The 21,178-nt window shown below is 33.0% G+C and carries 19 protein-coding genes; 5 read left to right on the top strand and 14 right to left on the bottom strand.

Annotated features, from left to right (window positions below; all coding sequences use genetic code 11):
* Window position 1 precedes the first annotated feature (1 nt).
* Together DT250_RS13080 and DT250_RS13075 are read right to left on the bottom strand one after the other, a co-directional pair.
* Window positions 2-913, bottom strand: coding sequence for an SDR family oxidoreductase (locus DT250_RS13080; protein WP_149213101.1), 912 nt, complete (start codon window positions 911-913; stop codon window positions 2-4).
* A complete protein-coding gene (locus DT250_RS13075) occupies window positions 910-1,896 on the bottom strand; it encodes a UDP-N-acetylglucosamine 4,6-dehydratase family protein (protein ID WP_149213100.1) in 987 nt (328 codons plus the stop codon). The genes DT250_RS13080 and DT250_RS13075 overlap by 4 nt, the downstream gene beginning before the upstream one ends.
* Window positions 1,897-2,205: 309 nt before the next feature.
* Between DT250_RS13075 and DT250_RS13070 the strand changes: the two genes are divergently transcribed.
* Window positions 2,206-3,384, top strand: coding sequence for a DUF2515 domain-containing protein (locus tag DT250_RS13070; RefSeq protein ID WP_087985011.1), 1,179 nt, complete (start codon window positions 2,206-2,208; stop codon window positions 3,382-3,384).
* The gene (locus DT250_RS13065; protein ID WP_141542695.1) at window positions 3,347-3,760 is read left to right on the top strand and encodes a CBO0543 family protein; all 414 of its coding nucleotides are present in this window, start codon (window positions 3,347-3,349) and stop codon (window positions 3,758-3,760) included. The genes DT250_RS13070 and DT250_RS13065 overlap by 38 nt, the downstream gene beginning before the upstream one ends.
* 22 nt (window positions 3,761-3,782) lie before the next feature.
* On the opposite strand, the gene DT250_RS13060 is transcribed toward DT250_RS13065, so the two are convergent.
* From DT250_RS13060 to DT250_RS13005, 12 genes are all read right to left on the bottom strand, one after another.
* A complete protein-coding gene (locus DT250_RS13060; protein ID WP_088064260.1) occupies window positions 3,783-4,208 on the bottom strand; it encodes a YfmQ family protein in 426 nt (141 codons plus the stop codon).
* Between the two features lie 20 nt (window positions 4,209-4,228).
* Window positions 4,229-4,900, bottom strand: coding sequence for an LrgB family protein (locus DT250_RS13055; protein WP_060487517.1), 672 nt, complete (start codon window positions 4,898-4,900; stop codon window positions 4,229-4,231).
* A gap of 23 nt (window positions 4,901-4,923) precedes the next feature.
* On the bottom strand, window positions 4,924-5,280 hold the full coding sequence (locus DT250_RS13050; protein WP_060487518.1) for a CidA/LrgA family holin-like protein: 357 nt from the start codon (window positions 5,278-5,280) through the stop codon (window positions 4,924-4,926).
* A gap of 33 nt (window positions 5,281-5,313) precedes the next feature.
* Window positions 5,314-6,747, bottom strand: a complete 1,434-nt coding sequence (gene pdxR, locus DT250_RS13045) for a MocR-like pyridoxine biosynthesis transcription factor PdxR (RefSeq protein ID WP_048545917.1) — start codon at window positions 6,745-6,747, stop codon at window positions 5,314-5,316.
* 68 nt (window positions 6,748-6,815) lie between these two features.
* On the bottom strand, window positions 6,816-7,589 hold the full coding sequence (locus tag DT250_RS13040; protein WP_088609500.1) for an alpha/beta fold hydrolase: 774 nt from the start codon (window positions 7,587-7,589) through the stop codon (window positions 6,816-6,818).
* 23 nt (window positions 7,590-7,612) lie between these two features.
* On the bottom strand, window positions 7,613-8,293 hold the full coding sequence (gene bshB2 / locus DT250_RS13035; protein WP_088609511.1) for a bacillithiol biosynthesis deacetylase BshB2: 681 nt from the start codon (window positions 8,291-8,293) through the stop codon (window positions 7,613-7,615).
* Between the two features lie 53 nt (window positions 8,294-8,346).
* Window positions 8,347-8,538 (bottom strand): hypothetical protein, encoded by a 192-nt coding sequence (locus DT250_RS13030; protein ID WP_000575326.1) that lies wholly within the window; start codon window positions 8,536-8,538, stop codon window positions 8,347-8,349.
* Window positions 8,539-8,753: 215 nt separating this feature from the next.
* On the bottom strand, window positions 8,754-9,461 hold the full coding sequence (locus DT250_RS13025) for a GntR family transcriptional regulator (RefSeq protein ID WP_149213099.1): 708 nt from the start codon (window positions 9,459-9,461) through the stop codon (window positions 8,754-8,756).
* Window positions 9,462-9,491: 30 nt separating this feature from the next.
* Window positions 9,492-10,901, bottom strand: a complete 1,410-nt coding sequence (locus DT250_RS13020; RefSeq protein WP_088064263.1) for a GH1 family beta-glucosidase — start codon at window positions 10,899-10,901, stop codon at window positions 9,492-9,494.
* 231 nt (window positions 10,902-11,132) lie between these two features.
* The gene (locus tag DT250_RS13015) at window positions 11,133-12,848 is read right to left on the bottom strand and encodes a methyl-accepting chemotaxis protein (protein WP_149213098.1); all 1,716 of its coding nucleotides are present in this window, start codon (window positions 12,846-12,848) and stop codon (window positions 11,133-11,135) included.
* A gap of 231 nt (window positions 12,849-13,079) precedes the next feature.
* Window positions 13,080-14,060 (bottom strand): phosphatidylinositol-specific phospholipase C, encoded by a 981-nt coding sequence (locus tag DT250_RS13010; protein WP_088064265.1) that lies wholly within the window; start codon window positions 14,058-14,060, stop codon window positions 13,080-13,082.
* 177 nt (window positions 14,061-14,237) lie between these two features.
* Complete coding sequence (locus tag DT250_RS13005; protein ID WP_149213097.1) at window positions 14,238-16,079, bottom strand: S8 family peptidase; 1,842 nt, start codon at window positions 16,077-16,079, stop codon at window positions 14,238-14,240.
* Window positions 16,080-16,369: 290 nt separating this feature from the next.
* On the opposite strand from DT250_RS13005, the gene DT250_RS13000 reads away from it, so the two are divergent.
* From DT250_RS13000 to DT250_RS12985, 3 genes are all read left to right on the top strand, one after another.
* A complete protein-coding gene (locus DT250_RS13000; protein ID WP_149213096.1) occupies window positions 16,370-17,173 on the top strand; it encodes a cell wall hydrolase in 804 nt (267 codons plus the stop codon).
* Between the two features lie 265 nt (window positions 17,174-17,438).
* Window positions 17,439-18,776, top strand: a complete 1,338-nt coding sequence (locus tag DT250_RS12995; protein WP_149213095.1) for an NAD(P)/FAD-dependent oxidoreductase — start codon at window positions 17,439-17,441, stop codon at window positions 18,774-18,776.
* Between the two features lie 465 nt (window positions 18,777-19,241).
* Window positions 19,242-21,161 (top strand): LTA synthase family protein, encoded by a 1,920-nt coding sequence (locus DT250_RS12985; RefSeq protein WP_098133889.1) that lies wholly within the window; start codon window positions 19,242-19,244, stop codon window positions 21,159-21,161.
* Window positions 21,162-21,178 lie beyond the last annotated feature (17 nt).

The raw sequence follows: 21,178 nt of genomic DNA, 5'->3' as shown, positions 1-21,178 counted from the left end.
TTCATTGAATGCAGATTTCACTACACTTCGCATACTCGAGTACATCTTTTAATGATTGATGGAATTGAATTTCTGGGACCCAACCTAACCTTTTTATATCCTCTATTACTAAACTCTCATTTGATTCGCTTCCACTATGCTCTGCTTCTTTTATGGAAAAACTCAGCTGTGTTAATTCTTTGTATTGTTCTATTACATCTAATAAAGACCGTTTTATCCCTGATCCAATATTATATTGTTTTCCATTTATTCCATCGCGCAATAACACATGATACGCTTTAACCGCATCACGTACATCTAGAAAATCCCTACTATCTTTCAAACTGTTTACTTCAATAATTGCTTCACTTTTATTCGACTCTATAGTTATCATTTTTTTTGCAAGAATAGAACAAATACCATTCGATACTCCTGGACCAATTAAATTCGAGGGCTTTGCAATGATAATATTTGAATTCATTAATTCACTCCACGCCTCTGCAATAATGACTTGCATCGTTTTACTTAAACTATATGGATTTGAAATTTTTATATTGCTCATACTATCTGCTTGCAAAGCAGATCCTATAACCAATGTTCTACAGTGAGGTACTTCTTGCTTAATTGCTTCTAATAAATATAACGTCCCTATTACATTAACCTCTACATATTCAAGAGCAGCTGTCCAAGACTCTATGACCGAATTCTTTCCTGCTAAATGCAATACATAATCTGGCTTTATTTGTTTCATTACCTTCATTACTTCGCTCTTATTAGTTAAATTACAAGTAATACCATTCCCAATTATTTCTCTATGTGCACGATTTTGAATCATAGGAATTACATGAAAGCCCTGCTCTAAAAAATAGTGGCAAGCATGGCGTCCTGTGAAACCATTTGCACCAGTTATTAAAAGACTCGCATTTTTTTTCATCGTAAAAACCCTCCTTTTAATAACATTTGTTTCACCTCGTGTTTTGTAAGTAAGTCTTGTTGAGAACTAAAACTCTTCACATCCACAAGCGGATAGCTAGCATAATATTCTTGCAGTCCTTCTATAGGAATAGTCGGTAGTACCACAAAATAATTTTGATCAAAACTTATACTTGTTTTACTCTCTACCTCAGATAAAAGCATTTCACTTAATTTTTCACCCGGTCTTATCCCTACTTCTTTTACCTTCACGTTTCCCTTTTTCGAATCTTCAATTAACACTTCTGCTAAATCTGTTATTTTACATGCCGGCATTTTCATAACAAAGATTTCCCCACCTCTACCTTGATATACGGCTTTAAATAACAATCCAACAGCATCTTCAATCGTTAAGAAAAATCTAGTCATACTTGCATCGGTAATCCCTACTTGTAAAGATTTTTTAATTTGTTTTTTAAAGAGTGGTACCACACTTCCGCTCGTCCCCAAAACATTTCCACCACGAACACAAATGAATTTTGTTTTCTTCGTTTGCATATTCGCATGCACCATTAACTTCTCACCAATTGCTTTTGTCATCCCATACGTATTTGATGGATCGGCTGCTTTATCCGTTGAAACATATATAACTTTCTCAACTTGCATCTGTATAGATGCTTCAATTACATTTTGTGTACCATGTATATTTGTTTTTATAGCTTCATAAGGATAATACTCACATACTGGAACATGTTTTAAAGCTGCAAGATGGAATACATAATGGACACCTTGGCATGCATAGACTAGTTGTTCTTTATCACGAATATCTCCAATAATAAATTTTAATCTATCATCATTTATAAACTGTTGCTGCATTTCAAACTGAACCGTTTCATTTCTTGAAAAAACTCTAATTTCTTTCGGTGATTTTTGTAATAATTGTTTTATAAGTTCCTGTCCCCACGAACCTGTACCACCAGTAATTAAAATTATTTTATTTAGCATTTCTTTTCCTCCTACCACACATTTCAATTAAAATTGTATTTATAAAATTTATTGAATTATTTTCAATTGATTTAAATCATAATTGTCGTTTGTTACATTTAATTGACAAAATAAAAAAACAGAAACTATTAAAAATAGTTTCTGTTTTTTATTTCACCTCACAACAGTAAGATTTTTTATACTTTTTGCATGATAACTAAACCCTTATAAAAAACACCGCTCATTTATTTCTTATACTCGTAATAAAATAAATAGAACGATTCATAGCCAATAATCATGTTTAAATTTATGAAAAATGGAGGTAACGGAATGTACCGAAGCAATTCAAATCATACATATAACGGACCTTCCAAAGCACTGCCTCTCTCCCTATTTGATGTAAAAAATGAATTAAAACAAAAAAGCAAACTCATACATTCTGGCTCGATGTATAAATTAACGAAAGAAGAGCAACTCATCATCAACAACATAAAAATACAAACTGAACAGCTAAATAAAAATAATGTGACAAGAACACGAGCATACTACCAATTTTACACTCAATATCCAGAAATACATTGGGCACTACTTGGGCATATGGTATCACGTAACGGCGGTTGGAATATGACTGATTTAAAGGGCGATTTATATACGAAAATTTTATCAGAGAAAGATCAAATCACATTTTTTTCTTTTTTAGAAAGAGGGAATTGGCTTATTTTCCAAGATGTATATCCTCAATTTCTGCTTTATGAACAAAGTGTGAAAAGAGCACAAAAGCTATTTCACCTTCTCCCTCACCTAAATGTTTCTACATTTATGGAAACGATGTGGAACGATTTTTGGAAAACAGGTAACAAAAAAACATTAGCCATTGCAACTATTATTAATGAGCAACACTACTTAGAAAAAAGAGTGATTCAAAATATACAATTTAAAAAGACTGTACTTAATAGTATTGGATTTAAACTCTTTGATTTCTTTCAATTTAATCATATTCTTTTCCCATTCTACGAAAATGATAAGAAACTCAAAGTATTACTATTTGGTGATACAATGAAACATTTCACTTCCTTACACGAACGAATCTTAATTGGAAAAAGGTTGTATTCATTATTATTTCGAGACACACATGTTTTATCTCAAATAATAAGCTGGGCCCAGCACCATCCGCATACAGGATCAAGGAAAGATTACTGGCCTCATTTATTTTCAAGTGTCAATGAATCTTTTTCCCGTGAGTTTTATAAGCGTCGAATAAAGAAATGCCAGTTGCGTAGTGGCGCTTATCGTATATACAGTCCTGCACTCATCTATGCATGGCGAGATATGAAGCATGAAGAAGTTGACAATGAAGATTGGTTTACGGACTGGCAAGTTGTAAATTACTTAGTAGATAAGGAGGAAAATATAAATGGACAAATTACAGAAGACTACTGTAAAACACTCGAAACAATTGAGTTGGCAATTCTTGCAAAGAAAAACGTCCTCCTTCGAGAAGAAGAATGATTTTCTAGCATTAGCAGTTACAATCTTACTCTCTTCTATTATCGGAACTTGCTTAGATGCTTTCTTTGTTGCGAACCAAATGTATTCCTTTCCCGTTAGACCATTCTCATCCATATTTTCAGTTAACATTGGCTTTACTTTGTTTGTACTACCGATTTTAACAGCTGTTTTTATACAAATTTCCAAAACATTATCTACAATTTCTAGAATTCTACTTATTATTTCAATAGGTATTTTTGCCAGCATTTTTGAACAAGTTGCTGAAAGATTCGGTTTCTTTATTCATAGCTTGGATTGGAATCATACATATTCTTTATTTGGCTATATGATTTTCTTTTCTTTTATTTGGAAAGTATATCATTTCATACAAAAATGAAGAGACCATAATCGATCTCTTCTTAAGCATAATCTTCGGTTATTGCTAATGGTGCAAGAGTTTGAAGACTTTTTGAACGTAAACGATAAGCAACGATTTTCTTCTTATATTGCTTGATTACATCAACATGTTCCTCATGGCTATATAGAGAAAATCTAATCTCTTTATTCCCTTTCTTCGTATCAATAACAAGTGGTGTTCCTTCTCCATGTGGCGGGAAATAATGTTTATCTAAAAATAAAGCTTCATTAAATTCATGAATAACTTGTCGTTTCATTTCTCCCTCTATATTCTTTCCATCTATCGATATAGAGGTATTCTCTTCCTCAAGTTTTTGATGCAATTCAAATCTACTAATAATTGATTCTACAACAGAAGTTGGCATACTAGAAACTAGCACTTTAACAGCGCCAAAAATAAATAAAGTAACTATAAACCATGTTGTCATTTTCTCATCTCCATTACATTTTAAAATATAAATTTCGTTCCATACGGTATGAATATACTAATGAGTATTCCCGTTACAATCATCGTTACCGAACCGATTGTCGCTTCTTTTTCGCCTTCCTTCACGAGACGGCTCACACCGATAATATGTGATGCGCAGCCCATCCCCACTCCTTTTCCAATCGTACTTGTTATTCGGAAAAACTTAAGTACTGTTGGTCCGATAATAGCACCTGTTATCCCTGCAACAACTACAAAACTAGAAGTCATAGATGGAATACCGCCAATTTGATCCGCTAATGAAATAGCAATAGGCATCGTCGCTAATTGCGGCAGTGTTGTTAATATGAGTTCCTTATCTATATTTAACATCCCGCCAATCACTACATTCATACTCGTTAAAACCACTATACCTACCGCTACACCGATAAGTATCGACAAAAAGTTTTTCATAAGTATGTTTCGCTCTTTAAATAAAGGTATCGCTAACGCTACAATTGCAGGACTTAATAAGCCGGAAAGAATATCTCCCCCATTTTCCCTATATTCATGATGAGAAATATCAAAAATTAAAAATAAGCAAATCATACTCGCTGTAACTGTTAACACCGGTAACGTAAATGGAAACGGAATTTTTTTATATAACTTTGTCGCCAATACATACATTACTACAGTAATAATAATTAAGACCATTTGCATCGTGCACCTTGTCGATTTTATTTTTTTGATGTTACTAATAATTGACTTATATATCCTGAAACAATTAAAGTTACTACCGTACTTGCAACTACTAACAGGAATATAATACTCCCCTTACCGAAAAGAAAAGACCCGAATTCCATCAGCCCTGTTGTCGAAGGAATTAGAAATAACGGTAAAAATACGAGTAACTTTTCCGCACCTTCCTCAAACCACTTTAATGGTAAAATACGAGTAGAAAGGAGCAGAAACAGCATTAACATCCCAATTAAACTTCCTGGCATTGATAAATGGAATACTTCCTGAATCCACGTACCAACTAAGCTAAATACATATAGCACGCCTACTTGCAGTAAAAGCGCCACGTACTTCATTTCTTTCCCTCATTTCAATATTACGCATCACTATTATGAGATCTCATTTAACGTTTCCGCAAACCTCGTAATTCCCAGTTGAATTTGTTCGACATCTACTCTCCCAAAAGTAAAACGAATATATTCATTTTTAGTACCTAAAACACTTCCCGGGACAAACGCTACACCATTTCGTATAGATTCGCCTAATAAATGATATTCATCAAATGTTCCTTGCACTTTGCACCATAAATGTATTCCACCCTCTGGAACAAAAAATTCAACCTGGTCCCCTAATATTTCTTCAAGCTTTCTAATTAACACATCTCTTCTGTCTTTCAATTGCTCACGAAGCATTGTAATATGTGCATGAAAATCTTCTGATTCTAAAAATTGATTTGCCACCCACTGCGTAAATACACTATGGCCAAAATCAACTTGCTGTTTTGCATCCGCTAAACGTTCTATTACACGCGTAGGGCCAATTACCCAGCCAATACGTAATCCTGATGCAACAATTTTTGATAATGAACTTATATAAAGAACATTCCCGTTTTGATCCATTGACTTTAATGTAGGATTCACTTCTCCATTAAATGAAGTTAAACTATACGGATCATCTTCTACAATCGGTATACCAAATTCAGAAGACAGCTCTAAAACCTTTTTACGCCTTGCTAATGACAACACAGTTCCCGTTGGATTTTGATAATCTGGATTCAAAAATACCATGCGAATACGATGCTTTTTATGCAAATCAATTAAGTCATCTGGATTCATTCCATGCTGATCAACAGGTAGATGGAATATTTTTAAGCCAGCAGATTTAAACATCGGCAATGAAAAACAATACGACGGATCTTCAATTGCAATCGCGTCTCCTGGTTTTAATAAGCATTGCACGATAAGGTTAAGTGCCTGTTGTGCGCCAGATGTAATAAGGATAGAATTCGAATCTGCTTCAATTTGTTTATATTGCTGAACATGTGCTGCAATTGTTTTTCTCAACATTTCATTTCCAAGCGGATGGTCATAACCGAGGTTTTCCATAAATGTTTTCTCCGACAAAATCGTTCGGAATCTATCGCTCGGAATCAATTCTGGTGACAATTCACCACTCGCTAAATTAATTAAGTCGTCTTTTTGTGTTTCCGTTCTAATTTGTTGAACGAGTGGTACGTTAGGTAAGAACGATCCATCCTCCACGTACCTACCCCAGTTCGGTATTCGTTTATGTGAGACACCCCATATATCTGTATTGACCCTTGTTCCGCTTCCCTTTTGCCGTTCTACTACTCCAAGTGATTTTAATTCTTCATACGCAGCTACTATTGTACTCCGGTTCACCTGTAATTCTTTCGCTAACGTACGCTCAGAAGGTAACTTGCTGTCAGAAGGAAACTCACCTGAAGAAATACCCCTTTCCATATAATCCGCTATTTGTTTATATACAGGCGTCTTATCTGCACGATTTGGTTTCCATTCCACCTTGTTGCCCCCTCTCAAAACGAACTATCCTTGATTCCCTAATAACAGTATTAACTTTAATAATAGTATTAATTAATTACATGATTTAAAAATCTTTCTACCGTCATATTAAAGCTAGTCGGCTGTTCTAAATAAGGTAAGTGTCCACTATTTTTAAACTCAATAAAAGTTGTATTTTTCAAACGTCTTTCAAACTCTCTTACATATTTCTCGGGAACGAAATCATCATTTTCCCCTCTTATAATTAAAGTAGGACATGAAATATTTGAAAGAAACAGTCTTTGATCATAATCTACTAATTCAGCAAATAATCTTTGAATATGCACCGAATTAATAGACTGTAAAGATTGATAAAATCCCCTAACAATTACTTCATTATCTGCTACTCCCATCGCCTTCAATAATGTATCCGCCCATGTTTTTCCATTATCGTGTAAGCTAAGTAAATCATATACTTCAATTCGTTCTTTTCGATCTTCAGGCTCCAAATAGGGAAATGCATTTACAACAATTAAACTAGAAACAAAGCCTGGATATTGAATAGCAAAATCGATACCGACTCTAGCTCCTTTTGAAAGACCACACATAACTACTTTTTGTATCTTTAAATAACTGCATAACTCATACAATACATTTGCATATTCTTTAAAAAGAATTTCCAGCCCTTCCGATTTCCCATGCCCCGGTAAATCAAGAGAAATCACCGTCCAATTCTCTTTGAAATATTGCCTTTGATATAACCAATTGTTTGCGTTCCCACCAAGACCGTGTAATAACAATATAACAGGGCCCGATCCTTCTATATTGTAAGAAATTTTCCGATTCTTATATTCAAAATACATATTCATCACCTTCAGCTATAACGTCACTTACTCTTATCTTTGAATGAATATATCCAAAATGGTTCCTTTTCTAACCACTCTACTGTTTCCGGTACACCTTCTTCATACTCTCTTTTTAGTTCCGTTACTTTCGTCGCAAATTGTGATGCATGTGCTTGCAATGCCTCTAATTTTTTGGGAACATATTCTTTCACTTCGTTTTTAAAATGCGGAGGACCTATTTCCGCTTCATGATTCTTCGAAAAAGCTACCGCATAAAATGTTGGCCTTTTATATTCCGGAATATTAGCTAACGCCTCTGCTACCGCTTCTCCTGTTGCATCATGATCTGGATGAACCGCATATCCCGGATAAAAAGAAATAACTAGCGAAGGATTCACTTCTTCTACACATTTTTGTAATACACGTCTTAACTCTCCGGGAGTTTCAAATTCAAGAGTTTTATCACGATATCCCATCATACGTAAATCTTTAATCCCTAAAATATTTGTAGCCCTCTTTAGTTCCGTCTCTCTTATAACATTTAATGATTCACGTGTTGCAAAAGGAGGATTCCCCATCGTTCTCCCCATTTCACCTAACGTTAAGCAAACATAAGTAAGAGGAACATTTCGCTGCGCATAAGCTAAAATTGTACCTGCCACGCAATATGACTCATCATCTGGATGCGGAAAAACAATTAAAACGTGGCGTTCATTTTTTATCAAAATCATACTCCTCCATCATATACAATATTAACTTTTTTCTTTCAAAACTATTAAATCACTACCGCATACCACGTTACCCCAACAAGTAGTACGAAAAGAAGAAGAATATAAATAGTTGATAAGTTTTTCACATTTCTCTTTGTAGACTTGCCGTAATTCTCCTCCACATTTCGTGCAACTAACACGGTCCCAAACAGGGATCCAATTACAATAATAACCACTAGTGAAATTGCAAAAATCATTGTATTTTCACCTCTCTAAAGACAATCTATTTTAATAAAGAACTTCCTCTTTAAAACTTTAATAACATACTACCTTTCTTCTCTTATCATAATAGATGTTTACAAAAAACGGACCAACCACTTTTGTGTTTTTTTGCTCATCCACTTTAAAAAATAAAAAGCAACTGATCACTTTGGACTCAGTTGCTTTTCACACGATAAATTATTTTCTATTTTTATTTGAAATTAATTCGATTTAAAAGTTTAGTCTTTTCATAATGAAACATCGATTGAGATAACTCGAAAATTGTCCCGTTTACAAGACATACTGTATTTTCAATAAGAAGCGCCGGATCACCTTCATTTAATTCTAACAGCTGCGCGTTTTCTTTATTTACTTTTTCACAACTAATAAATTTATCGGCAAAGCCAATATTTAATCGTAAATCTTCAATGAAATAACTGTATACAGAGCTTAATGCTATTTCTTTATTCAAATATGGAATAATATCCTTTTTGAAATAACTTACTTCAATAGAGAATGGTTTACCATCTACAATTCTTAAACGCTTCAAAAAATATATCCTAGTTCCAGCTTCGCATTGCATCCGCTTTGCTATATCTTCGTCCGCATCTATTACTTCAAGCTCTAACACTTTCGTTTCAATATTTTGCGAAACGAGATTTTTCGTTAATCCACGTAAACTTCCTAAATTAATGTAATCTGTTACAGAAGTTTCATGTAAAAACATACCACTACCTTGCACTTGAAAAATATAACCTCTATTTACAAGCTGACTAATTACTTTACGTATCGTATTACGGCTTACTTCAAACCGATTCATCAAAGCTTCTTCTGTAGGTAGTTTTTTCGTTTCATTAAAAAGCCCATCTCTAATGTTTTGCTCTAACACATCTGCAATTTGTTTATACTTTGCACTCATACACTTTCTCCTAAAATACTCTTTTATCTGTTATAACTCTTCTCCTCTCGTTTCGATCACATGTTTATACCAATGAAACGAAAGTTTTTTCTTACGTTTTAAGTTATCATTATGATCGACAAAAATAAAGCCATATTGCTTTTTATACCCATTTAACCAACTTAATAAATCAATCACTGACCATGCATAATAACCTTTTAAATTGATTCCCTCTTCAATTGCACGCTTTATTACTTTTAAATGCTCTTCAATAAATTTAATTCTCGGAACATCTACAACTTCTCCTTCAATGATTGGATCTTCATCACCAAGTCCATTTTCCGTTACATACATCTTTATGTCACCGTAACGCTCTTTCAACATATGCAATCCATCTAAGAAACCTTCGGGAGATATTTCCCATCCCCATTTTGTATATGTTTTATCATCCATTTTTACTGTGCGATAAAAACCATCAAAAGAAGGATTACCTGGAGCAAGTGTTGAGTTTTCTCGAGAATGCTCATCGCTCTTTATATCCATATCGTATCTTTCTACTCGTATTGGTTGATAATAATTCAAGCCAATAAAATCATTCTTTTCGGCATTTTGTTTAATGATTTCTAATTCTTCAACCGTCCAATTAGGAGTCCACCCTTTTTCCTTTAATTGTTGAACAACATAAGGTGGATACTCACCTTTTAAAACTGGATCATAATACCAATACGTTTCATATTCATTCGCATGATTTGCTGCTAGTATATTTTCTTTTTCATCATCCACACTATAAGCAGGTAAGAAAACATGTGTAATCCCAATCTCCCCATATTGTTTCAGCTGCTTGTACACCGCAACTGTTTTCGCATGTGCATAAAATACATAATGAGTCGCTTGAAAATACTTTGGAACATCATTTTTTATCCCTGGTGGATGTGCACCTTTTAAATAGCCTAATCCACAAAACATTACTGTTTCATTAAAAGTAATCCAATGTTTCACTCTATCACCAAATGCTTTAAAGCAAATTTCGGCATACTTTACAAAAGCATCTGCTGTTCGTTTATTCGTCCACCCACCATCCTTTTCTAACGGTAATGGTAGATCCCAATGATATAAAGTGACAAACGGTACAATCCCGTACTTTAAACATTCATCAATTAAATTGTTATAAAATTTAATGCCTTTTTCATTTACCTCTCCATCTCCATTCGGCAATATTCTCGCCCAAGAAATCGAAAAACGATACGATTCCAATCCCATCTCAGCCATTAAACGAACATCTTCCTTATATCGATGATAATGATCAACCGCTACATCACCATTTGTTCCATTGTATGTTTTGCCAGGAATTTTTGAAAACTCATCCCAATTCGTAACACCTTTTCCATCCTCATTCCATGCACCTTCTACTTGATAAGAAGCTGAAGCAGCTCCGAATAAAAAATCATGTGGAAACTTCATAGTATATACCTCCATTTCATTAGAATAAATCAAATTCATTATTACATATAAAATTTGTAGGTACAAATTTAAATGATTATTATATAACAAATTTCTGTTTTTCACTATAATTAAACATAGCATTCACACCATTTACAAAAAAAGAACCTATAAAGGTCCTTTTTCAAATTGTGCAACGCAGCACTATATTGAGTATCTTAAAGTTTATACTACTGATAAATGTTAACAAACTTATTCTTCAATAATGAATTGTGAAATTAGCATTTCTAAATTTTCGACTTTCTTTTTCATTTCATTAGATTTCGTCGTTATTTCTTGAATCAATGTGGCTTGTGCTTGAATTGATTGTACCGTTCGATTCGTTTCTTGCGAGACTTGTGTTGCAGTTTCAGAGACTATTGATAAAGAGGCATTCACTTCTTCTGTCCCAGCAGACATTTCTTCTGTGGCAGCAGACACTTCTTGAATTTGGGACGTTATTCTATTAATATCTTGCATAATAGATGAAAATGCGAGTTCTGCCTTATATGCTGCTTCTTTACCACCACTAGCCTGTTGTTGACCTTTTTTCATTACATGAACTGTATCCTGTGTATCTTGATGTATAAAATGTAATAAATTATTTATATCATTTACAGACGTTTTAGATTTCTCAGCCAGACCTCTTACTTCAGCTGCAACTACTGCAAATCCTTTTCCATTTTCTCCGGCGCGTGCCGCCTCAATTGCAGCATTTAAGGCCAGTAAATTCGTTTGTTCTGCAATATTAGTAATAATATCTAGCGCTTCTTCAATTTGTTGTGTACGTGTAACAAGTCTATCAATGACCTTAGAAGTTTCTTCGACAACTTCATTCACACTATTCATTTGACGAATAGATTGTTTTATAACTTCACTACCAGAATTTGCTTGGTCTATTGTTGCAACAGCAACTTCAGCAACCATCGCTGAAGATTCAGCTACTGTTTGAACTCCAGTTGCAATTTCTTCCATCGCAGTTGAACTTTCTTGAATACTAGTCACCTGTCCCTCTATTTCTTTATTTATTTCAGAAGTAGTTCGAACAACCTCGTTTGATATATGTGCTGCCGTTTTTGTCTCTTGTAACATATTTTCAGTTGAAATAATCACTTCTTTTGCTGTAACCTTCACCTGATCGACTAATTGTTGCAAGTTATCTAACATACTATTAAAGGATTGTACAATATGGCCTAATTCGTTCTCGGATTTATAAGAAGTTCGAATTGTTAAATCTCCAGCAGATACTCGTTCCATATCTTTTTGTAATAATACAATTGGTTTTTTTATAGTATTTTTTATTATAAAACCAATAAAAATAATTATTATGATTCCAACACATGAAATAATTACAAATGTTATTATTGTATTTTTCACACTATTGATATTCTCTTTTTGTAGTTGTTCAGCCGCGGTATTATTATATAAAATAAGTTCACGGATAGACTGAATTGTTTTTCCCATATTAGGCTCAATTTCTTTTAAATAATAGCTATAAGCTTCTTCATTATTAGTCAGTCCCAAATCCTGTGCTTTCTTCATTTGTATTCTTAAATCTTTGAATTGACTTTGAAATGCATTATACAAGCCCTTTTCTTTATGAGAACTAATTCTAGTTTCAAATTGTTTTAATAACTCATCATTTTCTTTCCTAGTCTTATCCATTTCTGTTATTAGTTCTTTCATTCTTTTTTCATCTTTCGATATCATAATCTCCATAAAATTCATATTAACATGGTAAAAATTTGATTCTACAGTTCCTATCCATTCAATTGGTAATAGCCTTTCGTCATACATACTAGAAGATGTATTTTCACCTTTTTGAAGCCCTAAAAACCCTAGAGAAGATAACATGATACAAGCCAAACTCGATATAATGACTAACACATTTAATTTCGTTCCAATTTTACTATTTTTAATAAAAGACAACAATTCCACCTCATCTGTATATTATACTTATATGTTTTATATTACAATAATATTCGACATTTATCGACATTTTTTTGTGTCGATTTTATAACTGCATTAAATTATTATATTAACTATATAAACCTATTCAAAGAACTTTGATTCTCATAATATCCAATACTAAAAAGTCTTATGGGAATTCCACAAGACTTTTAATAGCGTTACATTGTTTCTATGAAATTATGGTGAAAATTAAAGTGACTTATTAGTTCTTATAACTTCTTGATAGAGAATCGGTGACCACTTATCACTAACATAATCTTGGATCACCCAACCAACTCTTTTTGGATTCTCTTGTTTAATATATGCCGCAATTTCGGGATTTATATAAGAGGCATAATAATATGGGCTATTCCATGCTGTACCACCAGAAGACAAGCTTGTAAAATTAACATATAGATGATTTAAATCCTCACTATTGTTCATCGTTTCCTTGATCGTATCTTTAATAGATTTTACTTTCACATCATAACTCACTTTATATTTATCTTGTACTGTTACATTTACATTTTGATTTACAGTTGTCGTAAACGTCTCATTATCTGGCCAATAAAAATTATTATATCCTCCAGATTCATTACTACCACTATATCTTTTTAGTAGTACAATTTTCCCTCGAGCATCTCCAAGTTTTATATTTCCTTCTGTTTTTAAAAAGATAGGATCAACAAAATAATTTTTTTCAAACGTATTACTAAATGAACCTTCTGCCCCTTTCATATCCTCATACTCTTTTTTTAAAGACATAATAATTGTTTCACTTGGGTTATCTTTTAAAAATTGTTTCGCTTCGTTTATGAATTCATGCAGTGTTACATAAAGATATAATGGCCCATGATGAAGAACTATCGTATTATCATCTGTTAAACGGCCTCTTATATCAAAAATGCGAGCTCCATGATCCATTTGATAACGAAAATCATACTCTTGCGTCATTCCCCATACTTGCTTTATTGGATTTTGTAATTTAAACGTACCACTATCATGTGTTCCTGGAATTGAAATTCGTGCTAACGGGATGTTATCAGGTATAGGTTGCATCCATTTTGACCAATTTTCAAGTTCAATAACAGAGCTAGCTGCAACGACTTGCTTATCGTGTAAAGCAAATACAGATGTGATAAATATCATACTACATATGAATAATTTCAAAATAAACTTCTTATTGCTCATTATTATTCCTCCTTTTTCTGTTTTATATCAAACTTATTGAATATAATATAATCTGGTGAGTAAAAAATAAATAACATTTCATCAATATGAAATATTGCATAGAAGTAAAGTTAAAAAATCATTCACATATACTGAATTAGAAAAATTTAAAGGAACTTCATCTGAAGTTCCTTTCGTTTATTTTATATTCAATATATATGAACCATCTTTATTCTCATACTTATAAACATATAAATAATATTTACCTGGCTTTGCATTATAAGTTTCTTTAACTACATTCCCTTCATTTTCACCATATGCTACATAGTTGTTTAAATCTGATTCATGATGAAGTACCCATGTCATTCCAATGTTTTGTTCATTTAGTAGAGAAATATTAATATTTTCTGGTGAGTCAATTTGGAAAGTAAATACATCTACCTTATCACGATTATGTAGTGTTCCTTTCATTGGTGTATGAAAGTTAACTTTATTTGCCTGTCTACGTTCATTATTTGGTTCATTTTCTGTTACTTGTAACTCATTCCCACCGTTCAGTTCTCTTTGTTCATACCCTAAGTTTACTAGTATAGACTTCAAATCTGGTAAAACACCAATTTTATCTGCATATGGATTTTTAGATTTCGTTCCAGTGTTATGGTTACTTAATATCGTTCTTAATTCACTTGGTCTATACGGTTGTCCTAAATTTTTTTTAGCAATGCTTTGTACTAAAGTCGCTGCCCCAGCAATAATTGGCGACGCACTAGATGTTCCACTAAAGCTTGTAGTATAAAGATTTACAGCACTTCTACTTTGCTCGGCTGTAGTTGTATCTACATTTTCTCCCCACCCGTACACATCAATCCGACTTCCATAATTTGAAAACCACATACGCTCATGAGGGAAAGATGAAGAGCCCGCTCCTACCATAATTGCACCTGAATCTTTAAATTCTTTACTATTACGATTTAAGACTTGTTTGCCATTTCTATCTTTAAATTGATCTAAATCATTCCACCCATTTGCTCCAGCCTCTATAATTACAACACCTTTATCTGTACCAGCACGAATTGCATCAAAGATATCTGGTTGTACTTCAACAGGTAAATATTTATCACCATATCCATCAAAGGAAGCTTGTGCCTCTAATAATAAAACATCCCCAGCTTCTAAATGATTTACAGCACTTAATATCGCATCAGCTGTATTATATTGTCCGTTATCTCTTATTTGAGAAATCACTTTCGCTTTCGCTTTTGGCGCAATCCCAATATTCCCCACTTCATTATCTTCGGAGGATACAATTCCTAGTACAGAGGTCCCATGTCCAACATGCTGATCTATATTTCTTCCAGACATTAATTCAATATTTTGATGTACTAAATCCTCATGATTTAATAGCCATCCATATTCCATATCAACAAAAGTTATACCATTTCCATTACCGCCTTGAACTCCCCAGGCGAAAGGCGCATTAATACCGTATGGTGCTGCTTCAAGATAACCTTGTTGTTTAAATCTAGGATTGTTATTAGGACTAAGAGCTACACTTGATATTTGCACTTCCGGTGGCGTTATTTTTTCTTGCTTCTGCATATACACATCTTCTATTAAAGAAGATGTCTTTAACTTATCTACTAGTTCCTCTTTCTGCTCACCATTTTGAGTTTGAAGAATATAGTAGTTTAATAAACTTGTAGATACATTATTGGGTGCTTTCACTTCAAGGTCTTGTATTTCTTCTGGACTTACAGATGTGAATAAACGAGTGAATGTTACATCTGGATATTCTACCAAAAGATCTTCTAGTACTTTATCACTTGCTTGAGCTTGTATCTGTTTTTCAATACCATCTTCATATGGTAATTTCAAATCCGCATTGAATTTTACAATGATTTGCTTATCTGTTTCTTGTTCTATCCCTAATTTACTCTGCTGTTCTATAGAATCAGCCTTTACACTATTGACCGTGTCCCCTATTCCTAAAAATATTGAAATAATTACAGCTGAAACAGATATTCTTTTAAATATATTCATTACATCACTCCTCCTATTAATAATATGTAATCATTATATTAATCTATAATGATTTTATTTATATAACATATTCCCTTTCTACTAAATAGATTATAGTAATCAGCAATATGAACTTCAATGTATTTTCATATGCAATATTTCATATTCGGACTCTACACTACATAAATAAGAAACTTATGATGATTATTTATTTTATACGTGCTAATATACTTATATTAAAATATTATGTATAGACATTCTGAACTATATTACTTAACAATTTCACCTTATTTTTGCTAGGAGGATTTACAATGAAATTATTAAAAATAAAACATATAATCCCTATATCTGCAGCTGTAATTACATTCGTATGTCATCAAAGTACAGCTGAAGCATCTACCATTCATACAGTAAAAAAGAATGATACACTTTGGGGCATTAGTAAACAATACGGGGTTTCAATACAATCCATTAAACAGGCTAATAATAAAGGAAACGATCAAACCTTTATTGGTGAACAGTTAAATATTCCAGGGGCCACGAACTCAAATGAAATCACCGGTCGTCAAAATGCCAAACCCAAACCTGCGAACATTTCTAGACAAATTATTTATCAAGTACAACAGGGAGATTCATTAGAAACGATAGCAAAGCGTTACAATGTTACCGTTCAATCTATAAAACAAATTAACAATACAGCCGGAAACAAGCTTTATACAGGACAACATTTAAAAATTAACTCAAGCATTTCAGAAAAAGAAAAAGACTTAATGGCACGCTTAGTTACCGCTGAAGCAGGTGGCGAATCCTATAAAGGTAAAGTAGCTGTAGCAAAAGTTATACTAAATCGTGTAAACACAAAAGGTTTTCCAAATACAATAACAGGCGTTATTTATGAACCTATTAAATACGGATATGCCTTTACTCCTGTTACAGATGGAAGAATTAATCAGCCTGCAAGCCCAGAAGCAAAAATGGCAGTAGAAGAAGCTATCTCCACAAATGGCATACATTCTGATTGGCTTTATTTCTATAATCCAAAAACATCAACAGACAAATGGATTACGACACGCCAAACAGTAGCAGTAATTGGTAACCATCTGTTTGCTAAATAACATTTGAAATCATTAACAGACCTCTTCACTTGAAAGGTCTGTTTCTTTATATGTTAGATTTTATTAATCATATGACATAGTGATTATTTAAAACTATTTCTTCTTTCAAATAAAAACATTTGTATTTATCCCACCACTCCGAGAAATTAAAAAAGCATCAAGTTCAAAAACTCCCTCTTTATTAATAAAAGCTATTTCTTAACTTCATAAAATTGTTATACACTAGAAAAATAAAAACAAACTATTCGTTAGCAGGTGGAAAAATATGTATGACATTACAATTATCGGTGCTGGAGTAAGTAGCATTTTTATGGCTTATTCACTGGCTAAAAGTAACAAAAAGGTTTTAATTCTTGATAAAGGTAAAGCGCTAGAAGATCGCCATTGTCCTTTAGACGAAGGAAAAGTGTGTACTTGTACTACATGTGATAAATATTTTGGGTTTGGCGGTTTAGGAAAATCTGAAGGGAAATTTAATTATACAAACGGATTTGGCGGAGAACTTGAGCAAAAAGTCGGTAAAGAAAGCTTTATTCAACTCATGGCTGAAGTAGATGAAATTCTATGTCAGTTCGGAGGAAGTTCTGTTTCAAAATACTCTACAGAAAATCCAAATCTCAATAAGAGAGCTGAAACGTGTGGTTTACAAATGCTAACAACAGAAGTAAGACATCTTGGTACTACCCTTTCAAGTGACATTTTTCAGCAGCTCTATGAATTTTTACTTACGAAAATAAATATTCAATTTCATATAGATGTACAACATATTATGAAACAGAAAGATCATTTTACAATAGAGACAAATGAAGGAATAGTTCAATCTAAGCAACTAGTGTTTGCAACTGGGCGTTCCGGAGCGGATTGGTTAAAAGAAATGTGCACTTCTCTAAATATTTCTCAGGAACAAACTCGTGTAGATTTAGGTATTAGAGTAGAGATGAAAGAACACCAATTACGTTCTATATTAAAAGATACATTTGAGACAAAACTTTCTTATGAGCATGAACAATTCACAGCAACTACGTACTGTATGAATCCGAAAGGACGCATCATTAGAAAGTACGAAGAAGGTTTAGTTATGCCTGACGGTCAAAATTTTCGAGAGGAAGGAACTGGCACACCTAACTTAAATTTCACTTTATTTATCCCGCGCTATTTTTCAACTCTCAAAGAAGCAAATGTATACGCAAGTTCAATTATTAAAAGCATTAACCAAGGACGAGATCGAATTGTTATACAGCGCTTAGAGGACTTACTAAATAAACAACCTACAACAGAGAAAGGCATGAAACATAACCGTATACAGCCTACACTACAAGGAGATTATGGCGATTTGCATACAGAAATTCCTCCATTATATATTGAAGGGCTTAAAGAATTTTTATTACGTTTAGAACAATTCATCCAAGAACCGATCGATAAAGATACTTTATTATATGGAATTGACGGAAAATTCTATGCTCCTACGATAAAAATAAATAACCATTTTGAAACAAGTGTGCATGGACTATTTTTAGTTGGAGATTGTTCAGGCGTCACTCATTCATTATCTCAAGCTGCTGCAAGTGGGTTGTATGTTGGAAAATATTTATCTCATATTTAATTTCTTTCATTAAGATAGCAATCAAATATTTTAACTTCCATAACGCTTTATTTATGTACCTTGTCCTTCCCCCGCTAATGATTATCCCACCAAAAATCGGGATTTTACGAGATACATATTTAACATAACTATGTATGGTAAAACTATCGACATTCAATTCTAACAAATTGAATGTCAACAGTTTTAAAAGCCTCTATTCATTTCCACTTTCATTTGTTCGATATTTTGTAACATCACTATAGTGTTTAATATGTTAGGATGTCTATAAGTATTTTTTACTACAACTATGACTTTTTCTGTTCTATTTCCAAAAATAGATTTGCGCTTTAAAATTCCCTATTGTACGTATATGAATACTTCATATTGTTACCTTTAGAAACCATTAAATGGTTCATTACACTCTAATAGTTATGAAAATATAATATATAACACAAGTTAAATAAATCGTATAAAGAAGGTGTAAAAATGAAAAATAAAATTAATTTACAAATGCAAAATATAAGCTTTGTTTTAATAATTGCGTTAGCAGTATGGTTAAAAACATATCTTATTACAAGATTCAGTTTTGATTTAAAAATTGAGTCTTCTACACAAGAGCTTATTTTGTTTATTAGCCCTCTCGCTGCATCATTAGCTTTTGTCGGATTAGCATTATTTGCAACCGGTGAAAAGCGAAATTATATAGCGCTATGTATTAATCTCTTATTAACAATCGTACTTGTTGGGAATGTAATGTTCTATGATTTTTATAGTGATTTCGTTACGTTACCAGTACTTGGACAAACATCAAACTTTGGCCAATTAGGCGGCAGTATTATAGAAATATTGAACTACAAAATTATTCTCGCATTCGTAGACATTATTTTCTTCTTTATTTTGTTAAAGAAGAAGGCACTAGTCTTCCAAACCGGACGTGTAACTCATCCGGCACGCTTCGTATATTTTCTCTTAACGATTGGTGTATTTTTTGCGAATCTACACCTTGCAGAAAAAGAGCGCCCTGAACTATTAACGAGATCATTCGACCGAGTCATGCTTGTTAAAAATTTAGGACTATACACTCATCAAATATATGATTTAACACTGCAAGTAAAAGCAGGATCACAAAAAGCACTTGCTGATAGTAGTAAATTACAAGAAACTGAAAACTACGTAAAGGCAAACCAAAGTGAGCCAAACCCTAACATGTTTGGTGCAGCGAAAGGAAAAAACGTAATTGTTGTCACTCTTGAATCCCTGCAAACCTTTTTAATAGGCGCATCAGTTAACGGTCAAGAAGTTACACCATTCTTGAATGAATTCATCAATGAAAGCTATTACTTCGATAACTTTTTCCACCAAACTGGGCAAGGAAAAACGTCCGATTCTGAATTTCTAATCGATACGTCGCTGTATCCATTAAATCGAGGAGCTGTATTTTTCACGCACGGTAACAATGATTATACTGCGACTCCAGAGATTTTACGTCAGCAAGGTTATTTCACTTCTGTATTCCATGCGAATAACGCAACATTTTGGAATCGTAACATTATGTACTCTGCTCTCGGTTATGATCGTTACTATAATGAACTTGATTACAAAATTACGCCCGAAACAAATTTAAATTGGGGATTAAAAGATATCGAATACTTTGATCAATCAGTAGATATATTAAAAACTGTTGACCAACCATTTTACGCTCGTTTCCTTACTTTAACGAACCATTATCCATTTACTTATGATGAAGATACAAAATTCATTGAACCATACAACTCTGGTAATGGCGTATTTGATCGTTATATCGTAACAGCACGTTACTTAGACGAATCAATTAAAAAATTTATTGAGCGTTTAAAAGCCGAGGGAATGTATGATGATTCTATTATTGTGTTGTATGGTGATCATTATGGTATTTCTGAAAAACACAATCGTGCAATGGCACAGTTTTTAGAAAAAGATCAAATAACAGAATTTGATACTTTAAATTTACAACGCACACCTTTATATATTCATATGCCTGGCCAAACAGAAGGTCAAACGATTTCAAAACCTACGGGACAAATCGATATAAAACCTACTATTCTAAACTTACTTGGGATTGATACTACGAACGATATTCGTTTTGGTCATGATATGTTTTCAGATGAATATACCGGTTTTGTTGTTTTACGTGATGGTAGCTTTATTACAAACAAGTATGCATACACAAACAACACTTTCTATGACCGCATAACAGGTGAAATTGTAGATTTACCAAAAAAAGAAGCACGAGCACTCATTAACCGTGCACAAAATGAATTACGAATGTCTGACAAAATTATTGAAGGCGATTTATTACGTTTCTCAGAAAGTAATAAAATTAAAACTGGCGAAGTACAAACTAAAATTAAAGAGACTGAAAAATAATCTAAATATGAAAGGGA

The organism is Bacillus sp. AR2-1 (assembly GCF_008368755.1).
Taxonomy (GTDB): domain Bacteria; phylum Bacillota; class Bacilli; order Bacillales; family Bacillaceae_G; genus Bacillus_A; species Bacillus_A wiedmannii.
The sequence above is the reverse complement of the archived record's forward strand: the minus strand, read 5'-3'. Positions and strand labels throughout refer to the sequence as shown.

Coding starts and splice junctions, on each gene's coding strand:
- DT250_RS13005 (WP_149213097.1), bottom strand. CDS start 16,079: ATGAATATATTTAAAAGAATATCTGTTTCAGCTGTAATTATTTCAATA.
- DT250_RS13040 (WP_088609500.1), bottom strand. CDS start 7,589: ATGTATTTTGAATATAAGAATCGGAAAATTTCTTACAATATAGAAGGA.
- DT250_RS13020 (WP_088064263.1), bottom strand. CDS start 10,901: ATGAAGTTTCCACATGATTTTTTATTCGGAGCTGCTTCAGCTTCTTAT.
- DT250_RS12985 (WP_098133889.1), top strand. CDS start 19,242: ATGAAAAATAAAATTAATTTACAAATGCAAAATATAAGCTTTGTTTTA.
- DT250_RS13000 (WP_149213096.1), top strand. CDS start 16,370: ATGAAATTATTAAAAATAAAACATATAATCCCTATATCTGCAGCTGTA.
- DT250_RS13050 (WP_060487518.1), bottom strand. CDS start 5,280: ATGAAGTACGTGGCGCTTTTACTGCAAGTAGGCGTGCTATATGTATTT.
- DT250_RS13025 (WP_149213099.1), bottom strand. CDS start 9,461: ATGAGTGCAAAGTATAAACAAATTGCAGATGTGTTAGAGCAAAACATT.
- DT250_RS12995 (WP_149213095.1), top strand. CDS start 17,439: ATGTATGACATTACAATTATCGGTGCTGGAGTAAGTAGCATTTTTATG.
- DT250_RS13010 (WP_088064265.1), bottom strand. CDS start 14,060: ATGAGCAATAAGAAGTTTATTTTGAAATTATTCATATGTAGTATGATA.
- DT250_RS13070 (WP_087985011.1), top strand. CDS start 2,206: ATGTACCGAAGCAATTCAAATCATACATATAACGGACCTTCCAAAGCA.
- DT250_RS13080 (WP_149213101.1), bottom strand. CDS start 913: ATGAAAAAAAATGCGAGTCTTTTAATAACTGGTGCAAATGGTTTCACA.
- DT250_RS13075 (WP_149213100.1), bottom strand. CDS start 1,896: ATGCTAAATAAAATAATTTTAATTACTGGTGGTACAGGTTCGTGGGGA.
- DT250_RS13030 (WP_000575326.1), bottom strand. CDS start 8,538: ATGATTTTTGCAATTTCACTAGTGGTTATTATTGTAATTGGATCCCTG.
- DT250_RS13060 (WP_088064260.1), bottom strand. CDS start 4,208: ATGACAACATGGTTTATAGTTACTTTATTTATTTTTGGCGCTGTTAAA.
- DT250_RS13055 (WP_060487517.1), bottom strand. CDS start 4,900: ATGGTCTTAATTATTATTACTGTAGTAATGTATGTATTGGCGACAAAG.